Here is a 15,741-nt window from a genome sequence, read left to right as displayed (position 1 = left end):
GCGCCCACCGCCCCGCCCCGGCACCCGCCCTCAGCGGTGCCGGGGCTCGCCGTGCTGGAACAGGGGCTCGCCGTGATGCCGCACCACCGAGTCGGGGCCGGGCGAGACCACGGTCTCGTGCCCGTCCTCGAAGCGGACCCGGTACGGCGGCTCGCCGCCGTCCCCCAGCACCTCGACGATCTCCGCGACCCTGTCGTGCTGCCCCACGGTCCTGCCGTGGATCAGCAGCAGATCACCCTCGTACGCCCGCATCTGAACCCCCTCGGTCCGATGTGCGGTGATTGCTCCCTATGCCCACGAGTCTAGGGGCGTGCCCGGGCGGCGTCCTCCCGGTGTGCGGGGGGCGGAGGGCGCGCCGGAGGCTCCCGCCCTGCTTATATGACCGGAAACAGCCGTGCACGCCCCGTTCGCCCATACGGTTCACGGTTCTACCATCCGGTAATGCACCTCCGGATCACGCTGCTCGCCGCCGCCCGCAGCTCCTCCCTGCTGGACGTGCGCTTCGAGGACGACAGGCCCCTGGACGCCACCGGATGGCGGGAGGCCGAGCGGGCCGTCCCGGTGTACGGGCACCTGGCCGGCGCGGAGCTGCGCTACTGCTCGCCGACCCTGCGGTGCCGGGAGACCGGGGAGGCGCTCGGTCTGCGGCCCATCGCGCAGCCCGCGCTCCGCGCGTGCGGCATGGGCCGCTGGCGCGGCCTCACCTTCCGGGACGTCGCCGCCCGCGAGCCGGGGGCCGTGGACGCCTGGCTCGCCGATCCCCACGCGGCCCCGCACGGCGGCGAGTCGCTGTTCTCGTTCATCCTGCGGGTCGGCGACTGGCTGGACACCCGCCCCGGCGGCGAGGACGGGGACTGCGTGATCGCCGCGATCGTGGAGCCGACGGTGCTGCGGGCGGCCGCGGTCTACGCGCTGAAGGCGCCGCCGCACACCTACTGGCGCGTCGACGTCCACCCGCTGTCGGCCGTCACCCTGACCGGACGGGCGGGGGACTGGATGCTGAGCATGGACCACTGAGCACGGGCCCACCGGAGGCGGGTCCACCGGGCCTGCCCCGCCCGCCGGGCGCGGGGCCCGGCGGGGCGCGGCGGCCGTTCCGCGCCCCGCCGGGATCACAGCTCGCGCTCGGCGTAGGCGCCCATCGCGTCCCGGACGAAGGCCGCCGTGCCCTCGCCGTACCGGGCGTACGCGGCGGTGAAGCGCGGGTCGTCGGCGTACATCTGCCCGAGCCCGGTGAACTGCTCCGCGGTCGGGCGCCTGCCCTGCCAGCCGGCCGTGACCCACTCGTAGTGCCGCCGGGTGATCGCCAGCACCTCGTCGCAGTCCGGCGCGAGGCCGGCCAGGTGGGCGCGGGCGAAGTCGCCGGCGATGCCGGCCTGCCGCTGCCGGAACCCCGTCCTGTCGTCCTCCGGCAGCGAGCGCCACCAGCGGTCGCCCCGTTCGTAGGCGTCGCGTCCCCAGCGCTCGGCCACCTCGTCCTCGTACCGGGTGTGGTCGAACCCGTCGAAAGCCTCCTGCGGCATCAGGGGCTCGCCTCCTTCCATCTTCGCCAGTGTGGTCCGCACCGACTCGATCTGCCGTCCCAGCCGCTCCCTCTCCCGTTCGAGCAGGGCCAGGTGGGTGCGCAGTGCGGCGGCCGCGTCCCGCTGCCCGTCGAGGGCATCGGAGATGGCGGCCAGTCCCAGCCCCAGTCCGCGCAGGAGCAGGATCCGCTGGAGGCGCACCAGCGCGCGCTCGTCGTAGTGGCGGACCCCGCCGCGCCCGACCCGGCTGGGGCGCAGCAGCCCGATGGCGTCGTAGTGACGCAGGGTGCGGCTGGTCGTCCCGGCCGAGCGGGCGATCTCCTGAATCGGCCACTCCATCGTCTCCGGCCCTCCGATCCGTCGGTGCCCCCGACGCTAGGGGCTTCCGCTGCGTCAACGTCAACCCGCGGCCACGGGCGCCGCCGGAGCCCGCCGCCCCGGTTCCTCCGCCGCATACTCATTGCATAAAACTTCTGTACTGCGTATAGTCATGCCATCGACGAGGAGGGAACCGATGGCGGTACGAGTGGCAGTGGCGGGGGCCAGCGGGTACGCGGGGGGCGAGATCCTGCGCCTGCTGACCGCGCACCCCGAGGTCGAGGTCGGCACCCTGACGGGCAACTCCAGCGCCGGGCAGCGCCTGGGCGCGCTCCAGCCCCACCTGCCGCCCCTGGCCGACCGCGTCCTGGAGGCCACCACGGCCGAGGCGCTGGACGGCCACGACGTGGTCTTCCTCGCCCTGCCGCACGGCCGGTCGGCCGCCATCGCCGAGCGGCTCGGCGACGGAGTGCTGGTCGTCGACTGCGGGGCCGACTTCCGGCTGAGGGACCCGGCCGCCTGGGAGCGCTTCTACGGCACTCCCCACGCCGGGACCTGGCCGTACGGCCTCCCCGAGCTGCCGGGGGCCCGCGAGGCGCTGACGGGGTCCCGGCGCGTCGCGGTCCCCGGCTGCTATCCGACGACGGTCACGCTCTCGCTCTTCCCGGCCTTCGCGGCCGGCCTGGTGGAGCCGGACGTGGTGGTGGTCGCGGCGAGCGGGACCTCGGGGGCGGGCAAGGCGCTCAAGCCCCACCTGCTGGGCAGCGAGGTGATGGGCTCGATGAGTCCGTACGGGGTCGGAGGCGTCCACCGGCACACACCGGAGATGGTGCAGAACCTCTCGGCGGTGGCGGGCGAGCCGGTGACCGTCTCCTTCACCCCGACCCTCGCCCCGATGCCGCGCGGGATCCTCGCCACCTGCACCGCCAGGGTCCGGCCCGGGGTGGACGGCGAGCGGCTGCGTGAGGCGTACGAGAAGGCGCTGGCCGCCGAGCCGTTCGTCCACCTGCTGCCCGAGGGGCAGTGGCCCTCCACCGCGGCCGTATACGGCTCCAACACCGTGCTGGTGCAGGTCGCGTACGACGAGGCCGCCGGCCGCGCCGTCGTCGTGGGGGCGCTCGACAACCTCACCAAGGGCACCGCGGGCGGCGCGGTGCAGAGCATGAACATCGCCCTCGGCATCCCCGAGACGACCGGGCTCCCCACCACCGGGGTCGCGCCGTGAGCCGCGGCGGGGACGGAAGCGCGGACGGGACGGACAGGACGAACGGTATGGACGGAGGAACGCTGTGAGCGTGACCGCGGCGAAGGGGTTCACGGCGGCGGGCGTCGCCGCCGGGATCAAGGACAACGGCGGCCCCGACCTGGCCCTGGTCGTCAACACCGGGCCGAAGCAGGCCGCCGCGGGGGTGTTCACCTCCAACCGCGTCAAGGCCGCCCCCGTGCTCTGGTCCGAGCAGGTCCTGCGGGGGGGACGGGTCTCGGCGGTCGTCCTCAACTCCGGCGGCGCCAACGCCTGCACCGGCCCGCTCGGCTTCCAGGGCACCCACGCCACCGCCGAGAGGGCCGCCGAGGTCCTCGGCCACAGCGCCGCCGAGGTGGCCGTCTGCTCCACCGGCCTCATCGGTGTCCGGCTGCCGATGGACCGGCTGCTGCCCGGGATCGAGAAGGCCGCCGCGGAGCTGTCCGCGCACGGCGGCGACCGGGCCGCCGTCGCGATCAAGACCACCGACACCGTGCACAAGACCGCCGTCGCCGAGGGCGAGGGCTGGGTCGTGGGCGGCATGGCCAAGGGCGCGGGCATGCTCGCCCCCGGGCTGGCCACCATGCTCGTCGTCCTCACCACCGACGCCGACGTGGACGCGCCCGGCCTGGACACGGCCCTGCGCGAGGCCACCCGCACCACCTTCGACCGCGTCGACTCCGACGGCTGCATGTCCACCAACGACACCGTGCTGCTGCTGGCCTCCGGGGCCTCGGGGATCACCCCGGACGCGGGGGAGTTCGCCGAGGCCGTCCGGACCGTCTGCGACGACCTGGCCCAGCAGCTCGTCCGGGACGCCGAGGGGGCCTCCAAGGACATCCGCATCGAGGTGGTGAACGCCGCGAGCGAGGACGACGCCGTCGAGGTGGGCCGCTCCATCGCCCGCAACAACCTCCTCAAGTGCGCCGTGCACGGCGAGGACCCCAACTGGGGCCGGGTGCTCTCCGCCATCGGCACCACCTCCGCGGCCTTCGAGCCCGACCGCCTGAACGTCGCCATCAACGGGGTCTGGGTCTGCAGGAACGGCTCCGTCGGCGAGGACCGCGAACTGGTGGACATGCGCTACCGCGAGGTCCGCATCACCGCCGACCTGGCCGCGGGCGACGCCTCCGCCGTCATCTGGACCAACGACCTCACCGCCGACTACGTCCACGAGAACAGCGCCTACTCCTCATGAGCACCCGCAAGCACACGGCCCTGCCCAAGGCCGAGATCCTCATCGAGGCCCTGCCCTGGCTCACCCGCCACCACGGCAGGACCGTCGTCATCAAGTTCGGCGGCAACGCCATGGTGGACGAGGAGCTGAAGGCGGCCTTCGCCCAGGACGTGGTCTTCCTGCGGCACGCCGGCCTCAAGCCCGTCGTCGTCCACGGCGGCGGCCCGCAGATCAGCGCCCACCTGGACAGGCTGGGGCTGGTCTCGGAGTTCAAGGCCGGGCTGCGGGTCACCACCGACGAGGCCATGGACGTCGTGCGGATGGTGCTGGCCGGGCAGGTGCAGCGCGAGCTGGTCGGCCTGCTCAACCAGCACGGGCCGCTGGCCGTCGGCATGACCGGCGAGGACGCCCACACCATGACCGCCACCAAGCGCTACGCGGAGGTGGACGGCGAGCGGGTGGACATCGGCCGGGTCGGCGAGATCACCCGCATCGAGACCGGCGCGATCCAAGCGCTGCTGGACGACGGCCGCATCCCGGTGGTCTCCTCCATCGCCCGCAGCGCCGACGACGGCCACGTCTACAACATCAACGCGGACACCGCGGCCGCCGCGCTCGCCGCCGAACTGGGCGCCGAGACGCTGATGGTCCTCACCGACGTCGAGGGCCTGTACGAGGACTGGCCGAACAGCGACGAGGTGATCAGCCGCCTCACCGCGAGCGAGCTGGAGAAGCTGCTGCCGGACCTGGCCAGCGGCATGGTGCCCAAGATGGAGGGCTGCCTGCACGCGGTCCGCAACGGCGTGCGGACCGCCCGCGTCATCGACGGGCGCGTCCAGCACTCCATCCTGCTGGAGATCTTCACCGACGAGGGGATCGGGACCATGGTCGTCCCGGACGAGGCCGCACCGGGCCGGGGGGAGAGGGCATGAACGACGCAGCCGACACGACCGGCACCGCGAACGCCGGCACCGCGGGGGAGGGCGCCGCGGGGGAGGGCGCCGTGTCCAACGCCGGACTGACCGGCCGCTGGCAGGGCGCGCTGATGGACAACTACGGAACCCCGCGCATCCCGATCGTCCGCGGCGAAGGCGCCCGGCTGTGGGACGCCGACGGCAGGGAGTACCTGGACTTCGTCGGCGGCATCGCCGTCAACTCCCTCGGCACCGCGCACCCGGCGGTCGTCCGGGCCGTCTCCGACCAGATCGCGGTGCTCGGCCACGTCTCCAACCTCTTCGTCGCCGAGCCGCCGGTGGCCCTGGCCGAGCGGCTGCTGCGCCTCTTCGGGCGGCCGGGGCGCGTCTACTTCGCCAACTCCGGCGCCGAGGCCGTCGAAGCCGCCTTCAAGATCGGCCGCCGGACCGGCCGGCCGCACCTGGTCGCCACCGAGGGCGGCTTCCACGGCCGCACCATGGGCGCCCTGGCGCTGACCGGGCAGCCCGCCAAGAGGGAGCCGTTCCTGCCGCTGCCCGGTGAGGTCACCCACGTGCCCTACGGCGACGCCGACGCGCTGCGGGCGGTCGTCACCGAGGAGACGGCCCTGGTGATCGTCGAGCCGGTCCAGGGCGAGAGCGGCGTCGTCGTCCCGCCCGAGGGCTACCTGGCCGAGGTCCGCGAGATCACCGCCGCCACCGGCACCCTGCTGGTGCTCGACGAGGTCCAGACGGGCGTCGGGCGCACCGGCCACTGGTTCGCCTGCCAGGCGCAGGGCGTCGAGCCCGACGTGGTCACCCTCGCCAAGGGACTGGGCGGCGGGCTGCCCATCGGCGCCACCGTCGCCTTCGGGGAGGCCGCCGAACTGCTGGCGCCCGGCCAGCACGGCAGCACCTTCGGCGGCAACCCGGTGGTGTGCGCGGCCGCGCTCGCGGTGCTGGACACCATCGAGCGCGAGGGGCTCCTGGACCACGTCAAGCGGATCGGCGGCCGGCTGCGCGACGCCGTCTGGGGGCTGGGACACCCGCTGGTCGACCAGGTCCGCGGTGTGGGGCTGCTGCTGGGTATCGTACTGACCGAACCCGTCGCGCCCCAGGTGCAGAAGGCGGCCCAGGAAGCGGGCTTCCTGGTGAACGCGTGCGCCCCGGACGTCGTCCGGCTCGCCCCGCCCCTGATCCTCGGCGAGGAGGAGGCGGACGCGCTGGTCCGCTCCCTGCCCGCCGTCCTCGACGCCGTCGACGGGACCCGACGAGCCGGAGACTGACGAGGCGATGACCGAGGCGCAGGGCACTACCAACGGGGGCGGCCCGGCCGTACCGCACACGCGGACGGCCCGGCACCGCAGGATCGTGGAGATCCTGAACCGCGAGCCGGTCCGCTCGCAGAGCCAGCTGGCCAAGCTCCTCGCCGACGACGGGCTGAGCGTCACCCAGGCGACGCTCAGCCGGGATCTGGACGAGCTGGGCGCGGTGAAGATCCGCAACACCCGGGGCGAGCTGATCTACGCCGTGCCCGGCGAGGGCGGCGACCGCACTCCCAGGGCCCCGCTGGGGGAGTCCGCGAGCGAGGGGCGGATGGCGCGCCTGGCGGGCGAACTGCTCATCTCCGCCGAGGCGTCGGCCAACCTGGTGGTGCTGCGCACCCCGCCGGGAGCCGCGCAGTTCTTCGCCTCCTCCATCGACCAGGCGGAGGTCCACGACATCATCGGCACCATCGCGGGCGACGACACCGTGCTGCTGATCAGCCGGCACCCCACCGGCGGCCAGGCCCTCGCCGACCACCTGCTGCGGCTGGCGCAGAAGCACGCCCACTGACCCGCCTCCCCGCCGGGGCCGACGGCCTCCGGCGGGCCGGGCCGGTCCTCAGCCCCGGGCCGCGGCGGCCCTCCACTCCCCGGCCAGCAGCGCCCAGACCTGGAGGTCGTGGCGGCGGCCGCCCAGGGGGAAGACGCTGCGCAGAGTGCCCTCGTGCGTCATGCCCAACCGCTTGGCCACCGCGATGCTGGGACCGTTGCGGGGGGAGACCAGCCACTCCACCCGGTCCAGGCCGCGGACGCCGACCGCCCAGTCGATCATGCGGGAGGCGGCGGTGGTCACCAGTCCGCGCCCCTGCGCCGCGGGAGCCAGCCAGGCCCCCAGCTCGCAGGAGCCCGCGGCGGCGTCGAACAGCCGGAACATCATGCCGCCCACCAGTTCGCCGTCGAGCCGGATGCCGTAGATCCTGCCCTCGTCGGCGGCCTGCCGGTCCGCGTGGCGCTGGAGGAAGGCCCGCGCGGACTCCTCGTCGGTGACGGAGTGGGCCCACGGCAGCCAGGGGGCCAGGTGGTCGCGGACGCGCTCGGTGTACGCGGCCAGCTCCGGGGCCTGCCACGGCTCCAGGGGGCACAGCTCCGCGCCGTCACCGAGAGGGGTGCTGAGCATGGGGCGGATCTCCTCGGGATCGTCCGCGGGCGCGTGGCCGCCGCGGTGGGGTGTGCACGGAACCGCTGCCACGGTAGCCACGTCCCCCGCACGGGACCATCGGAGAGCCGGACCGCCCCGCGGTCCGGCCCGGCGGCGGGGCCCTCAGCCGAGCTTCTTGTGGAAGAGCGTGGTGGGCCGCAGTACGCCCGCGGTGTCGGCGGCGTAGTCCGGGATCGTCCCGTCCTCCGTCCAGCCCGCCGAGCGGTAGAGGCGTTCGGCGGGGCTGCCGGTCTGGGTGTCCAGGACCAGCAGGGAGATCCCCGCGGCCGCCGCCTCCCGTTCGGCCAGCTCCAGCAGCGCCCTGCCCAGGCCGCGGCCGCGGGCGTCCCGGTGCACGATCAGCTTGGCGACCTCGGCGCGGTGGCGGCCGTTGGGCATGCCGCCCCGGCGCAGCTGCACGGTGCCCACGATCCGGCCGCCGTCCTCCCGGGCGACCCACAGCACCGCCTCGCCCTCCGCGACCGCGGGGGCCGTCCCCTCCCACCAGGCGGCGATTCCCGCCCGGTCGGGAGGGGCGAGGAAGCCGATGGAGGAGCCGCCCTCGACGGCGTCGCACACCAGGTCGGCGAGGTCGCCGGAGAGGGCGGGGAGGTCGGTGGCGGAGAGCCGGTCGATCACCGGGGCCGCCCTGTCCAAGGGGTCGGTTCGCACCGCATGATCAAACATCCTCCCCGGGCGGCGCGCAACAACGTTCCGCCCGGCGGTCGGCCGGCCGCCGTCAGGCGGGGGTGGGCGGCAGGGGCAGCGGCAGCCCCGGGAGGCCGTCGATGCTGGTGGCGACGTGCTCCTTCGTGTGGAAGTACGCGTCCAGCGACTCGTCCGTCTCGCGCGCGAAGCGGGAGCCGTGCAGCGGGCGGTCGCTCTCGTACGCCATCAGCGGCACGGCGTAACCGCAGGTGTCGCGGATCAGCTCGGCGGTGACCACGATGATCGCGCGCAGGCCGTGCCGGGAGTGGTCGATGCCGGGGAAGCGGCCGATCAGCTCCCTCCAGCGCGGGTCGTCGCGGAAGACGGGTTCCCCGCGGCCGTGGACGCGCACGATGTTCGGCGGGCCGGAGAAGGCACACCACATCAGGGTGATGCGGCCGTTCTCCCGCAGGTGCGCGACGGTCTCGGCGTTGGAGCCGGCGAAGTCGAGATAGGCGACGGTGCGTTCGTCGAGGACGGCGAAGGAACCCCTCAGCCCCTTGGGGGAGAGGTTGACCGTGCCGTCGCCGGACAGCGGCGCGGTGGCGGTGAAGAAGACGGGCTGCGCTTCGATGAAGTCCCGCAGCCGTCCGTCGATGCGTTCGTATGTCTTTCCCACACGGGCATCATGCCGCCGCGGGGGCGTGCGCGCCCCCCCGCCTTCGGCCCGCCGTGCCGCAGGCCGGGGGGTGCATTGACGAACCATGCGGAGGAGTGCATACTTATACCAGTCAGCGCATGCATCGTAAGGAGCCCCCCGTGACCGAGCGCGTCGTACTCGCCTACTCCGGCGGCCTGGACACCTCCGTCTGCATCGGCTGGATCGCCGAGGAGACGGGCGCCGAGGTCATCGCCGTCGCCGTGGACGTCGGCCAGGGCGGAGAGGACCTCGACGTCATCCGCAAGCGCGCGCTCGCCTGCGGTGCCGTCGAGGCGGAGGTCGCCGACGCCAAGGACGAGTTCGCCGAGGAGTACTGCCTCCCGGCGATCAAGGCGAACGCGCTCTACATGGACCGCTACCCGCTGGTCTCCGCCCTCTCCCGGCCGGCCATCGTCAAGCACCTGGTGGCCGCCGCCCGCAAGCACGGCGCCACCACCGTCGCCCACGGCTGCACCGGCAAGGGCAACGACCAGGTGCGGTTCGAGGCGGGCATCTCCTCCCTCGCGCCGGAGCTGAAGTGCATCGCCCCCGTGCGGGACTACGCCATGACCCGCGACAAGGCCATCGCCTTCGCCGAGGACAAGGGCCTGCCGATCGCCACCACCAAGAAGTCGCCGTACTCCATCGACCAGAACGTCTTCGGGCGGGCCGTGGAGACCGGCTTCCTGGAGGACATCTGGAACGCGCCGATCGAGGACGTCTACGACTACACCCAGAACCCGGCCACCCCGCGCGAGGCCGACGAGGTGGTCATCACCTTCGACAAGGGCGTCCCCGTCGCCATCGACGGCAGGCCCGTCACCGTCCTGCAGGCCATCCAGCAGCTCAACGAGCGGGCCGGGGCCCAGGGCGTCGGCCGGATCGACATGGTCGAGGACCGGCTGGTGGGCATCAAGTCCCGCGAGGTCTACGAGGCTCCCGGCGCCATCGCGCTGATCACCGCCCACCAGGAGCTGGAGAACGTCACCGTCGAGCGCGAACTGGCCCGCTACAAGCGGCAGGTCGAGCAGCGGTGGAGCGAGCTCGTCTACGACGGGCTGTGGTTCTCCCCGCTCAAGCGCGCCCTGGACGGCTTCGTCGAGGAGGCCAGCGAGCACGTGTCCGGCGACATCCGGATGACCCTGCACGGCGGACGGGCCACCGTCACCGGCCGGCGCTCCCAGAAGTCGCTGTACGACTTCAACCTGGCCACCTACGACACCGGCGACACCTTCGACCAGTCGATGGCCAAGGGCTTCATCGAGATCTTCGGCCTGAGCAGCAAGATCGCCGCCAAGCGGGACCTGGCGCAGTAGCCTGCCCCCGGCAGCCGCACACCGCCCGCCTCCTCCGCCCCCGTGGCGGGGGAGGCGGGCGTCCTCCCACCCCGCCACGTTTCTGTACGACCGGTACGCGCACGAGGAGCACCGATGACCAACGGCCCGCAGACCCCCGAGCCCGCCGCGGGCGGCGACGTACGGCTGTGGGGCGGTCGCTTCGCCGACGGTCCGGCCGAGGCCCTGGAGAAGCTCTCGGCCTCCGTCCACTTCGACTGGCGCCTGGCCCCCTACGACATCGCCGGATCGCGGGCCCACGCGCGCGTGCTGCACAAGGCCGGGCTCCTCACCGGCGACGAGCTGGAGCGGATGCTCGCCGGGCTCGACCGGCTGGCCGCGGACGTCGCCGACGGCACCTTCACCGGGACCATCGCCGACGAGGACGTCCACACCGCCCTGGAGCGCGGGCTGCTGGAGCGCCTCGGCCCGGAGCTGGGCGGCAAGCTCCGCGCCGGGCGCTCCCGCAACGACCAGGTCGCCACGCTCTTCCGGATGTACCTGCGTGACCACGCCCGAATCATCGGCGGTCTCCTCGCCGACCTGAACGAGGCCCTGGTCGCCCTCGCCGAGGCCCACCCGGACGTGGCGATGCCCGGCCGCACCCACCTCCAGCACGCCCAGCCCGTGCTCTTCGCCCACCACGTCCTCGCCCACGTCCAGGCCCTGTCCCGGGACGCCGAGCGGCTGCGGCAGTGGGACGAGCGCACCGCCGTCTCGCCCTACGGCTCGGGCGCGCTCGCGGGCTCCTCGCTCGGCCTGGACCCGCAGGCGGTCGCCGCCGACCTCGGCTTCGAGCGCGGCTCGGCGGCCAACTCCATCGACGGCACCGCCTCGCGCGACTTCGTCGCGGAGTTCGCCTTCATCACGGCGATGATCGGCGTCGACCTCTCCCGGATCGCCGAGGAGGTCATCATCTGGAACACGAAGGAGTTCTCCTTCGTCACCCTCCACGACGCCTTCTCCACCGGCTCCTCGATCATGCCGCAGAAGAAGAACCCGGACATCGCCGAGCTGGCGCGCGGCAAGTCCGGGCGGCTCATCGGCAACCTCACCGGCCTGCTGGCCACCCTCAAGGCGCTGCCGCTGGCCTACAACCGGGACCTGCAGGAGGACAAGGAGCCCGTCTTCGACTCCTGCGACCAGCTGGAGGTCCTCCTCCCGGCGTTCACCGGGATGATGGCCACCCTCACCGTCAACCGCGAGCGGATGGCCGAACTGGCCCCGGCCGGCTTCTCCCTGGCCACCGACGTCGCCGAGTGGCTGGTGAAGCGGGGCGTACCGTTCCGCGAAGCGCACGAGATCGCGGGGGAGTGCGTGAAGGTCTGCGAGGCCGCCGGGATCGAGCTGGACGAGCTCACCGACGAGCAGTTCGCGAAGATCTCCCCGCACCTGACCGGTGAGGTCCGCTCCGTGCTGAGCGTGGCGGGGGCGCTGGCCTCCCGCGACGGACGCGGCGGCACCGCGCCCTCCGCGGTCGCCGTCCAGCTCGCCGAGGTCCGGAAGGAGTTGGCCGTCCAGCGCGCCTGGGCGCAGGCCGCCTCGGGCGCGGTCCGCTAGCGCCGCATCAGGCGGCGTCCGCCCTGCCGGCGCCCCGGAGGAGGCCGGGGAGCGGCGGTGCGGTGCTTCCCGCAGCCGCCGGCCCGGTTCCGGGGCCGGAAGACTCGGACGCGGGGGAAAGCCGGTGCCCGCCGCGCCGGGACCTGCCAGGATCCCTGCATGGAGATCCGTCGCATCACTCGGGCCGAGGCCGTCCAGGACGCCGGGCACCTCTTCGACGCGTCCCCTCTTCCGGAGGGGACCGGGAGGTTCTTGGCGGACGAGCGCCACCACCTCCTGATCGCCTACGTCGACGGCGTCCCGGCCGGGATGGTCACCGGCGTCGAGATGACACACCCGGACAAGGGCACCGAGATGTTCCTGTACGAGCTGGGCGTGGACGAGTCGTTCCGCGGACGCGGCGTCGGCCGGGCCCTGGCGTCGGCGCTCGCGGACCTGGCGCGCGAACGGAACTGCTACGGCATGTGGGGGATCACGGACGAGGACAACGCGGCGGCACGGGCGACCTACCTCCGTACCGGAGGCGTCCCGGAAGAGAAGCAAGTGGTGTTCGTCTGGACCTTCGACCGGGCGTAGGGGCACAGGGCGGAGCGGCCTGCCGCACGAGCCGGTCCGGGGCGTGCTCCCCGGCTCCCGCGCCGAGTCCGCAGGACCGCCGGGCCGTGCGGGTGGCGGAGCGAGTGCGCGTCCGCGGGGTCGGCGGCGACGAAGGACAGGCCCCGCGGCCGCACCGAGCCCGAGAAGGACCGGACGGGGTTCCTTCGGTTCTGCCGTCACCTGCGCGGTCCCCAGCCGCCCGGGAACCGGATCGCGATCGTGCCCGGCGGCTCCCCCCCCGCACCCGGCCACGAGGAGCAGGGCGGCGTGATCCGCCGCTGCACCACCCGGCGGGACCGCCCCGCCGGCGACCGGCGGCCACACGCCGTCGCCGACAGGGCGGACGCTGCCCGACACGGCACCGGGACCGGGCTCCGGGGCGGCCTCCGGAAGGGGGCGCCGGGGGCTCAGGCCGCCTTGGCCTTGGTGGCGTACACGTCCACGTACTCCTGGCCCGACAGCCGCATCACGTGGCTCATCACCTCGTCCGTCACCGCCCGCAGCACGTAGCGGTCGCGGTCCATGCCGTCGTAGCGCGAGAAGTCCAGCGGCTCGCCGAAGCGGACGGTGATGCGCAGACCCGGGCCGATCCGGGGCAGGCCCCGGCCGCCGGGCTGGACGCGGTCGGTGCCGATCATCGCGAACGGCACCACCGGCGCCCCCGTCATCAGCGTCAGCCGGGCGATGCCGGTGCGGCCCCGGTACAGGCGGCCGTCGGGGGAGCGGGTGCCCTCCGGGTAGATGCCGAAGACCTTGCCCTCCTCCAGCACCCGCCGGCCGGTCATCAGCGCCGCAACCCCGCCGCGCCCGCCGTCGCGCTCCACGGGGATCATGCCGACGCCGGTGAAGAACCAGGCCATCAGACGGCCCTTGAGGCCGGTGCCGGTGACGTACTCGTCCTTGCCGATGAAGAAGACCTGCCGGTCGACGACGAGCGGCAGGACCATCGAGTCGATGAACGTCAGGTGGTTCCCGGCCAGGATCACCGGGCCGCTGCCGGGAATCCGCTCCGCCCCCTCGACCCGCGGACGGAACAGCACGCGCAGGAGCGGGACGAGCAGCGCCTTGATGAGCTGGAAACGGGACAACATGCCCTCCGGTCGTGACGGTCAGCGCGCACACCCGCGCAGGTGAGTACGGTACCCGCGGCCCCTGCCGGGCACCTGTCGGGCCCGGCCCACGAATACCCCACGACGGCGTGGTTCGCCAGTCGTTCGCGTCACGTTCCGCACGCGGTCTCCCACCGGCAAGGGACGCCCGCCTAGCATGCGCGGGTTCCGCCCCGCCGGGGCGCGGGACCGCCACAGGCGCGTGAGACTCGGGAGACCGGGAGAGGAGTGTCCATGGGACAGGCGGGCAAGGCGTCGGGACCGGACCGCAGGGCCGTGCTGGGAGCGGCGGTACTGGGTGCCGGGGCGGCGGCGATGGGTCCGGCCGCCGCGGCCGCGGCGGCCGACCGGAGCGGCACGGGCCGGGGACGCCGGAAGCTGCCGGTGCCCACGGTCGTCGCCCACCGCGGCGCCAGCGGCTACCGCCCCGAACACACCCTCGGCGCCTACCAGTTCGCCCTGGACATGGGCGCCGACATCGTGGAGCAGGACCTCGTCCCCACCCGGGACGGCCATCTGGTGTGCCGTCACGAGAACGACATCACCGGCACCACGGACGTGGCCGACCACCCCGAGTTCGCCGACCGCAGGACCACCAAGACGGTGGACGGCACCGAGCTCACCGGCTGGTTCACCGAGGACTTCACCCTGGCCGAGCTCAAGACGCTGCGCGCCACCGAGCGCATCCCGCAGACCCGCCCCGGCAACACCCTCTACGACGGCCGCTGGGAGGTGCCCTCCTTCGAGGAGGTGCTGAGCTGGGCCGAGCGCGAGGGCCGCCGGCGCGGACGCCCGGTCTGGCTGTACGTCGAGACCAAGCACCCCACCTACTTCCGCGGTCTGGGCCTGGGGCTGGAGGAGCGGCTGGCGAAGCTGCTGCGCCGGTACGGGCGGCACCGCGCCGACTCCCCGACCTTCCTGCAGTCGTTCGAGCCCGGCAGCATCCAGCGGCTGGCCCGGCTGGTGCAGACCCCGCGCGTGGTGCTGCTGTCGTCGGCCTCCTCCCGCCCCTGGGACTTCGTGGAGTCCGGCGACCCGCGCACCGTGGCCGACCTGGTCACACCCGAGGGACTGCGGTGGATCTCCGGCTTCGCCCAGGGCATCGGCCCCACGCTGGACCTGGTGATCCCCAGGGGCGCGGACGGGCGGCTGGGGCGGCCCACCACCCTGGTGCGCGACGCCCACGCCCGCGGGCTGCTGCTCCACCCCTACACCCACCGCAACGAGAACCGCTTCCTGCCCGCCGACTTCCGCCGCGGCACCGACCCCGACGCCTTCGGGGACGCCTTCGGGGCCCTGCGGGCGTACTTCGAGGCCGGCATCGACGGCGTCTTCTCCGACCACCCGGACACCGCGCTGCTGGCCGCCGAGGACTTCCGCCGGAGCTGAGCCCGCGGCCGGCCCACCCGGCCCTCCACCGGCCGTCCCCCGGGCGCGGACCGCACCCGGGGGACGGCCGTGTCACCCGGACGGGTGGCCGGCGGCCGCCCGCGCAACCGGTCGGCCGCACCGTGCCGTCACGGTGGTCGTGACACCGGACGCCGCCTCGCCCGCCCCCGCCGGACTGCCGCCGGCCCTGCGCGGCCTGCTGGCGGCCGAGTGCGCCGCGGAGGCGGCCGGGCAGGGGGTCGACCCCGCCGACCTCGAACAGGCCGTGTGGCTGCGCTGGCTGGAGCGCGGACGCGCACAGGACCCGCCGTCCCGCCCGGCCGAGTGGCTGCGGGCCGCGGTGCGGGCCGAGGTGCGCACCGCGCGCCGCCGGGCCCGGCGCGAGACCGCCTACGACCCGGCGGCGGGCGGCGCCGGAGCGGGGCGGCGCGGAGGCACCGGGGCGGCCGCCGGAGCGGAGAGCGCCGAGAGCCGGGTCCTGCGCGCCGAACGGCACCGGGCGCTGCGCGCCGCGGTGGGCCGGCTGCCCGGGCGCTGCCCCGGCGTCCTGGCCGCCCTGTTCTCGTCCCGCGACCTCACCTACCCCGAGGCGGCCCGGGAGTTGGGAATCTCACAGGGCAGTCTGGGGCCGATTCGTTCCCGTTGCATCGATTGCCTGCGCAGAATGCTCGCAGCGGAGGTTGCGCCCCCCGAACCCCGGGGAAGGGTGCGGTAAACCACCGGCGTCATCAGGGCAGACAGTTCGGGCGCGCGACCCTCGTTCCACCTG

At 74.1% G+C, this 15,741-nt stretch carries 17 protein-coding genes; 11 read left to right on the top strand and 6 right to left on the bottom strand.

Annotated features, from left to right (window positions below):
- Positions 1-30 precede the first annotated feature (30 nt).
- Positions 31-252, bottom strand: a complete 222-nt coding sequence (locus tag ACFSJS_RS17870; RefSeq protein ID WP_380901500.1) for a DUF1918 domain-containing protein — start codon at positions 250-252, stop codon at positions 31-33.
- Positions 253-441: 189 nt separating this feature from the next.
- On the opposite strand from ACFSJS_RS17870, the gene ACFSJS_RS17865 reads away from it, so the two are divergent.
- Positions 442-1,017, top strand: a complete 576-nt coding sequence (locus tag ACFSJS_RS17865) for a histidine phosphatase family protein (RefSeq protein WP_380901498.1) — start codon at positions 442-444, stop codon at positions 1,015-1,017.
- A 95-nt stretch (positions 1,018-1,112) separates the two neighbouring features.
- On the opposite strand, the gene ACFSJS_RS17860 is transcribed toward ACFSJS_RS17865, so the two are convergent.
- On the bottom strand, positions 1,113-1,862 hold the full coding sequence (locus ACFSJS_RS17860) for a MerR family transcriptional regulator (RefSeq protein WP_380901496.1): 750 nt from the start codon (positions 1,860-1,862) through the stop codon (positions 1,113-1,115).
- 175 nt (positions 1,863-2,037) lie between these two features.
- Between ACFSJS_RS17860 and argC the strand changes: the two genes are divergently transcribed.
- The 5 genes from argC (at position 2,038) to ACFSJS_RS17835 (ending at position 7,008) form a co-directional block, all read left to right on the top strand.
- Positions 2,038-3,066: an N-acetyl-gamma-glutamyl-phosphate reductase gene (gene argC / locus ACFSJS_RS17855; RefSeq protein ID WP_380901494.1), complete on the top strand. Its 1,029-nt coding sequence runs from the start codon at positions 2,038-2,040 to the stop codon at positions 3,064-3,066.
- Between the two features lie 64 nt (positions 3,067-3,130).
- On the top strand, positions 3,131-4,282 hold the full coding sequence (gene argJ, locus ACFSJS_RS17850; RefSeq protein WP_380901492.1) for a bifunctional glutamate N-acetyltransferase/amino-acid acetyltransferase ArgJ: 1,152 nt from the start codon (positions 3,131-3,133) through the stop codon (positions 4,280-4,282).
- Positions 4,279-5,193 carry an acetylglutamate kinase gene (gene argB / locus ACFSJS_RS17845; RefSeq protein ID WP_380901490.1) on the top strand — a complete coding sequence of 305 codons (915 nt, stop codon included), beginning with the start codon at positions 4,279-4,281 and terminating at the stop codon, positions 5,191-5,193. Before argJ ends, argB begins: the two co-directional genes overlap by 4 nt.
- Before the next feature lie 71 nt (positions 5,194-5,264).
- On the top strand, positions 5,265-6,458 hold the full coding sequence (locus ACFSJS_RS17840; protein ID WP_380901787.1) for an acetylornithine transaminase: 1,194 nt from the start codon (positions 5,265-5,267) through the stop codon (positions 6,456-6,458).
- A 7-nt stretch (positions 6,459-6,465) separates the two neighbouring features.
- Positions 6,466-7,008, top strand: a complete 543-nt coding sequence (locus tag ACFSJS_RS17835; RefSeq protein WP_380901488.1) for an arginine repressor — start codon at positions 6,466-6,468, stop codon at positions 7,006-7,008.
- 48 nt (positions 7,009-7,056) lie between these two features.
- Here ACFSJS_RS17835 and ACFSJS_RS17830 read toward each other — a convergent pair whose 3' ends face one another.
- From ACFSJS_RS17830 to ACFSJS_RS17820, 3 genes are all read right to left on the bottom strand, one after another.
- Positions 7,057-7,614: a GNAT family N-acetyltransferase gene (locus tag ACFSJS_RS17830; RefSeq protein WP_380901486.1), complete on the bottom strand. Its 558-nt coding sequence runs from the start codon at positions 7,612-7,614 to the stop codon at positions 7,057-7,059.
- Positions 7,615-7,758: 144 nt separating this feature from the next.
- The gene (locus ACFSJS_RS17825) at positions 7,759-8,307 is read right to left on the bottom strand and encodes a GNAT family N-acetyltransferase (RefSeq protein ID WP_380901484.1); all 549 of its coding nucleotides are present in this window, start codon (positions 8,305-8,307) and stop codon (positions 7,759-7,761) included.
- Between the two features lie 67 nt (positions 8,308-8,374).
- The gene (locus ACFSJS_RS17820; RefSeq protein ID WP_380901482.1) at positions 8,375-8,962 is read right to left on the bottom strand and encodes a pyridoxamine 5'-phosphate oxidase family protein; all 588 of its coding nucleotides are present in this window, start codon (positions 8,960-8,962) and stop codon (positions 8,375-8,377) included.
- 140 nt (positions 8,963-9,102) lie between these two features.
- Between ACFSJS_RS17820 and ACFSJS_RS17815 the strand changes: the two genes are divergently transcribed.
- From ACFSJS_RS17815 to ACFSJS_RS17805, 3 genes are all read left to right on the top strand, one after another.
- Entirely contained in the window at positions 9,103-10,299 is a 1,197-nt protein-coding gene (locus tag ACFSJS_RS17815) for an argininosuccinate synthase (protein ID WP_380901480.1), read from the top strand.
- A 114-nt stretch (positions 10,300-10,413) separates the two neighbouring features.
- Positions 10,414-11,877 carry an argininosuccinate lyase gene (argH, locus tag ACFSJS_RS17810; protein WP_380901478.1) on the top strand — a complete coding sequence of 488 codons (1,464 nt, stop codon included), beginning with the start codon at positions 10,414-10,416 and terminating at the stop codon, positions 11,875-11,877.
- 159 nt (positions 11,878-12,036) lie between these two features.
- Positions 12,037-12,453 carry a GNAT family N-acetyltransferase gene (locus ACFSJS_RS17805; protein ID WP_380901476.1) on the top strand — a complete coding sequence of 139 codons (417 nt, stop codon included), beginning with the start codon at positions 12,037-12,039 and terminating at the stop codon, positions 12,451-12,453.
- Between the two features lie 428 nt (positions 12,454-12,881).
- On the opposite strand, the gene ACFSJS_RS17800 is transcribed toward ACFSJS_RS17805, so the two are convergent.
- The gene (locus ACFSJS_RS17800) at positions 12,882-13,562 is read right to left on the bottom strand and encodes a lysophospholipid acyltransferase family protein (RefSeq protein ID WP_380901785.1); all 681 of its coding nucleotides are present in this window, start codon (positions 13,560-13,562) and stop codon (positions 12,882-12,884) included.
- Between the two features lie 255 nt (positions 13,563-13,817).
- On the opposite strand from ACFSJS_RS17800, the gene ACFSJS_RS17795 reads away from it, so the two are divergent.
- Both ACFSJS_RS17795 and ACFSJS_RS17790 read left to right on the top strand, forming a co-directional pair.
- Entirely contained in the window at positions 13,818-14,972 is a 1,155-nt protein-coding gene (locus ACFSJS_RS17795; RefSeq protein ID WP_380901474.1) for a glycerophosphodiester phosphodiesterase, read from the top strand.
- Positions 14,973-15,111: 139 nt separating this feature from the next.
- A complete protein-coding gene (locus ACFSJS_RS17790) occupies positions 15,112-15,687 on the top strand; it encodes an RNA polymerase sigma factor (protein ID WP_380901783.1) in 576 nt (191 codons plus the stop codon).
- The last annotated feature ends 54 nt before the right edge of the window (positions 15,688-15,741 follow it).

Source organism: Streptomyces desertarenae, assembly GCF_042681365.1.
Classification (GTDB): Bacteria; Actinomycetota; Actinomycetes; order Streptomycetales; family Streptomycetaceae; genus Streptomyces; species Streptomyces desertarenae.
Note: the sequence above shows the minus strand (reverse complement) of the source record. Positions and strands in the feature narration are given on the sequence as shown.

Coding starts and splice junctions, on each gene's coding strand:
- ACFSJS_RS17870 (WP_380901500.1), bottom strand. CDS start 252: ATGCGGGCGTACGAGGGTGATCTGCTGCTGATCCACGGCAGGACCGTG.
- ACFSJS_RS17865 (WP_380901498.1), top strand. CDS start 442: ATGCACCTCCGGATCACGCTGCTCGCCGCCGCCCGCAGCTCCTCCCTG.
- ACFSJS_RS17860 (WP_380901496.1), bottom strand. CDS start 1,862: ATGGAGTGGCCGATTCAGGAGATCGCCCGCTCGGCCGGGACGACCAGC.
- argC (WP_380901494.1), top strand. CDS start 2,038: ATGGCGGTACGAGTGGCAGTGGCGGGGGCCAGCGGGTACGCGGGGGGC.
- argB (WP_380901490.1), top strand. CDS start 4,279: ATGAGCACCCGCAAGCACACGGCCCTGCCCAAGGCCGAGATCCTCATC.
- ACFSJS_RS17835 (WP_380901488.1), top strand. CDS start 6,466: ATGACCGAGGCGCAGGGCACTACCAACGGGGGCGGCCCGGCCGTACCG.
- ACFSJS_RS17830 (WP_380901486.1), bottom strand. CDS start 7,614: ATGCTCAGCACCCCTCTCGGTGACGGCGCGGAGCTGTGCCCCCTGGAG.
- argH (WP_380901478.1), top strand. CDS start 10,414: ATGACCAACGGCCCGCAGACCCCCGAGCCCGCCGCGGGCGGCGACGTA.
- ACFSJS_RS17805 (WP_380901476.1), top strand. CDS start 12,037: ATGGAGATCCGTCGCATCACTCGGGCCGAGGCCGTCCAGGACGCCGGG.
- ACFSJS_RS17795 (WP_380901474.1), top strand. CDS start 13,818: ATGGGACAGGCGGGCAAGGCGTCGGGACCGGACCGCAGGGCCGTGCTG.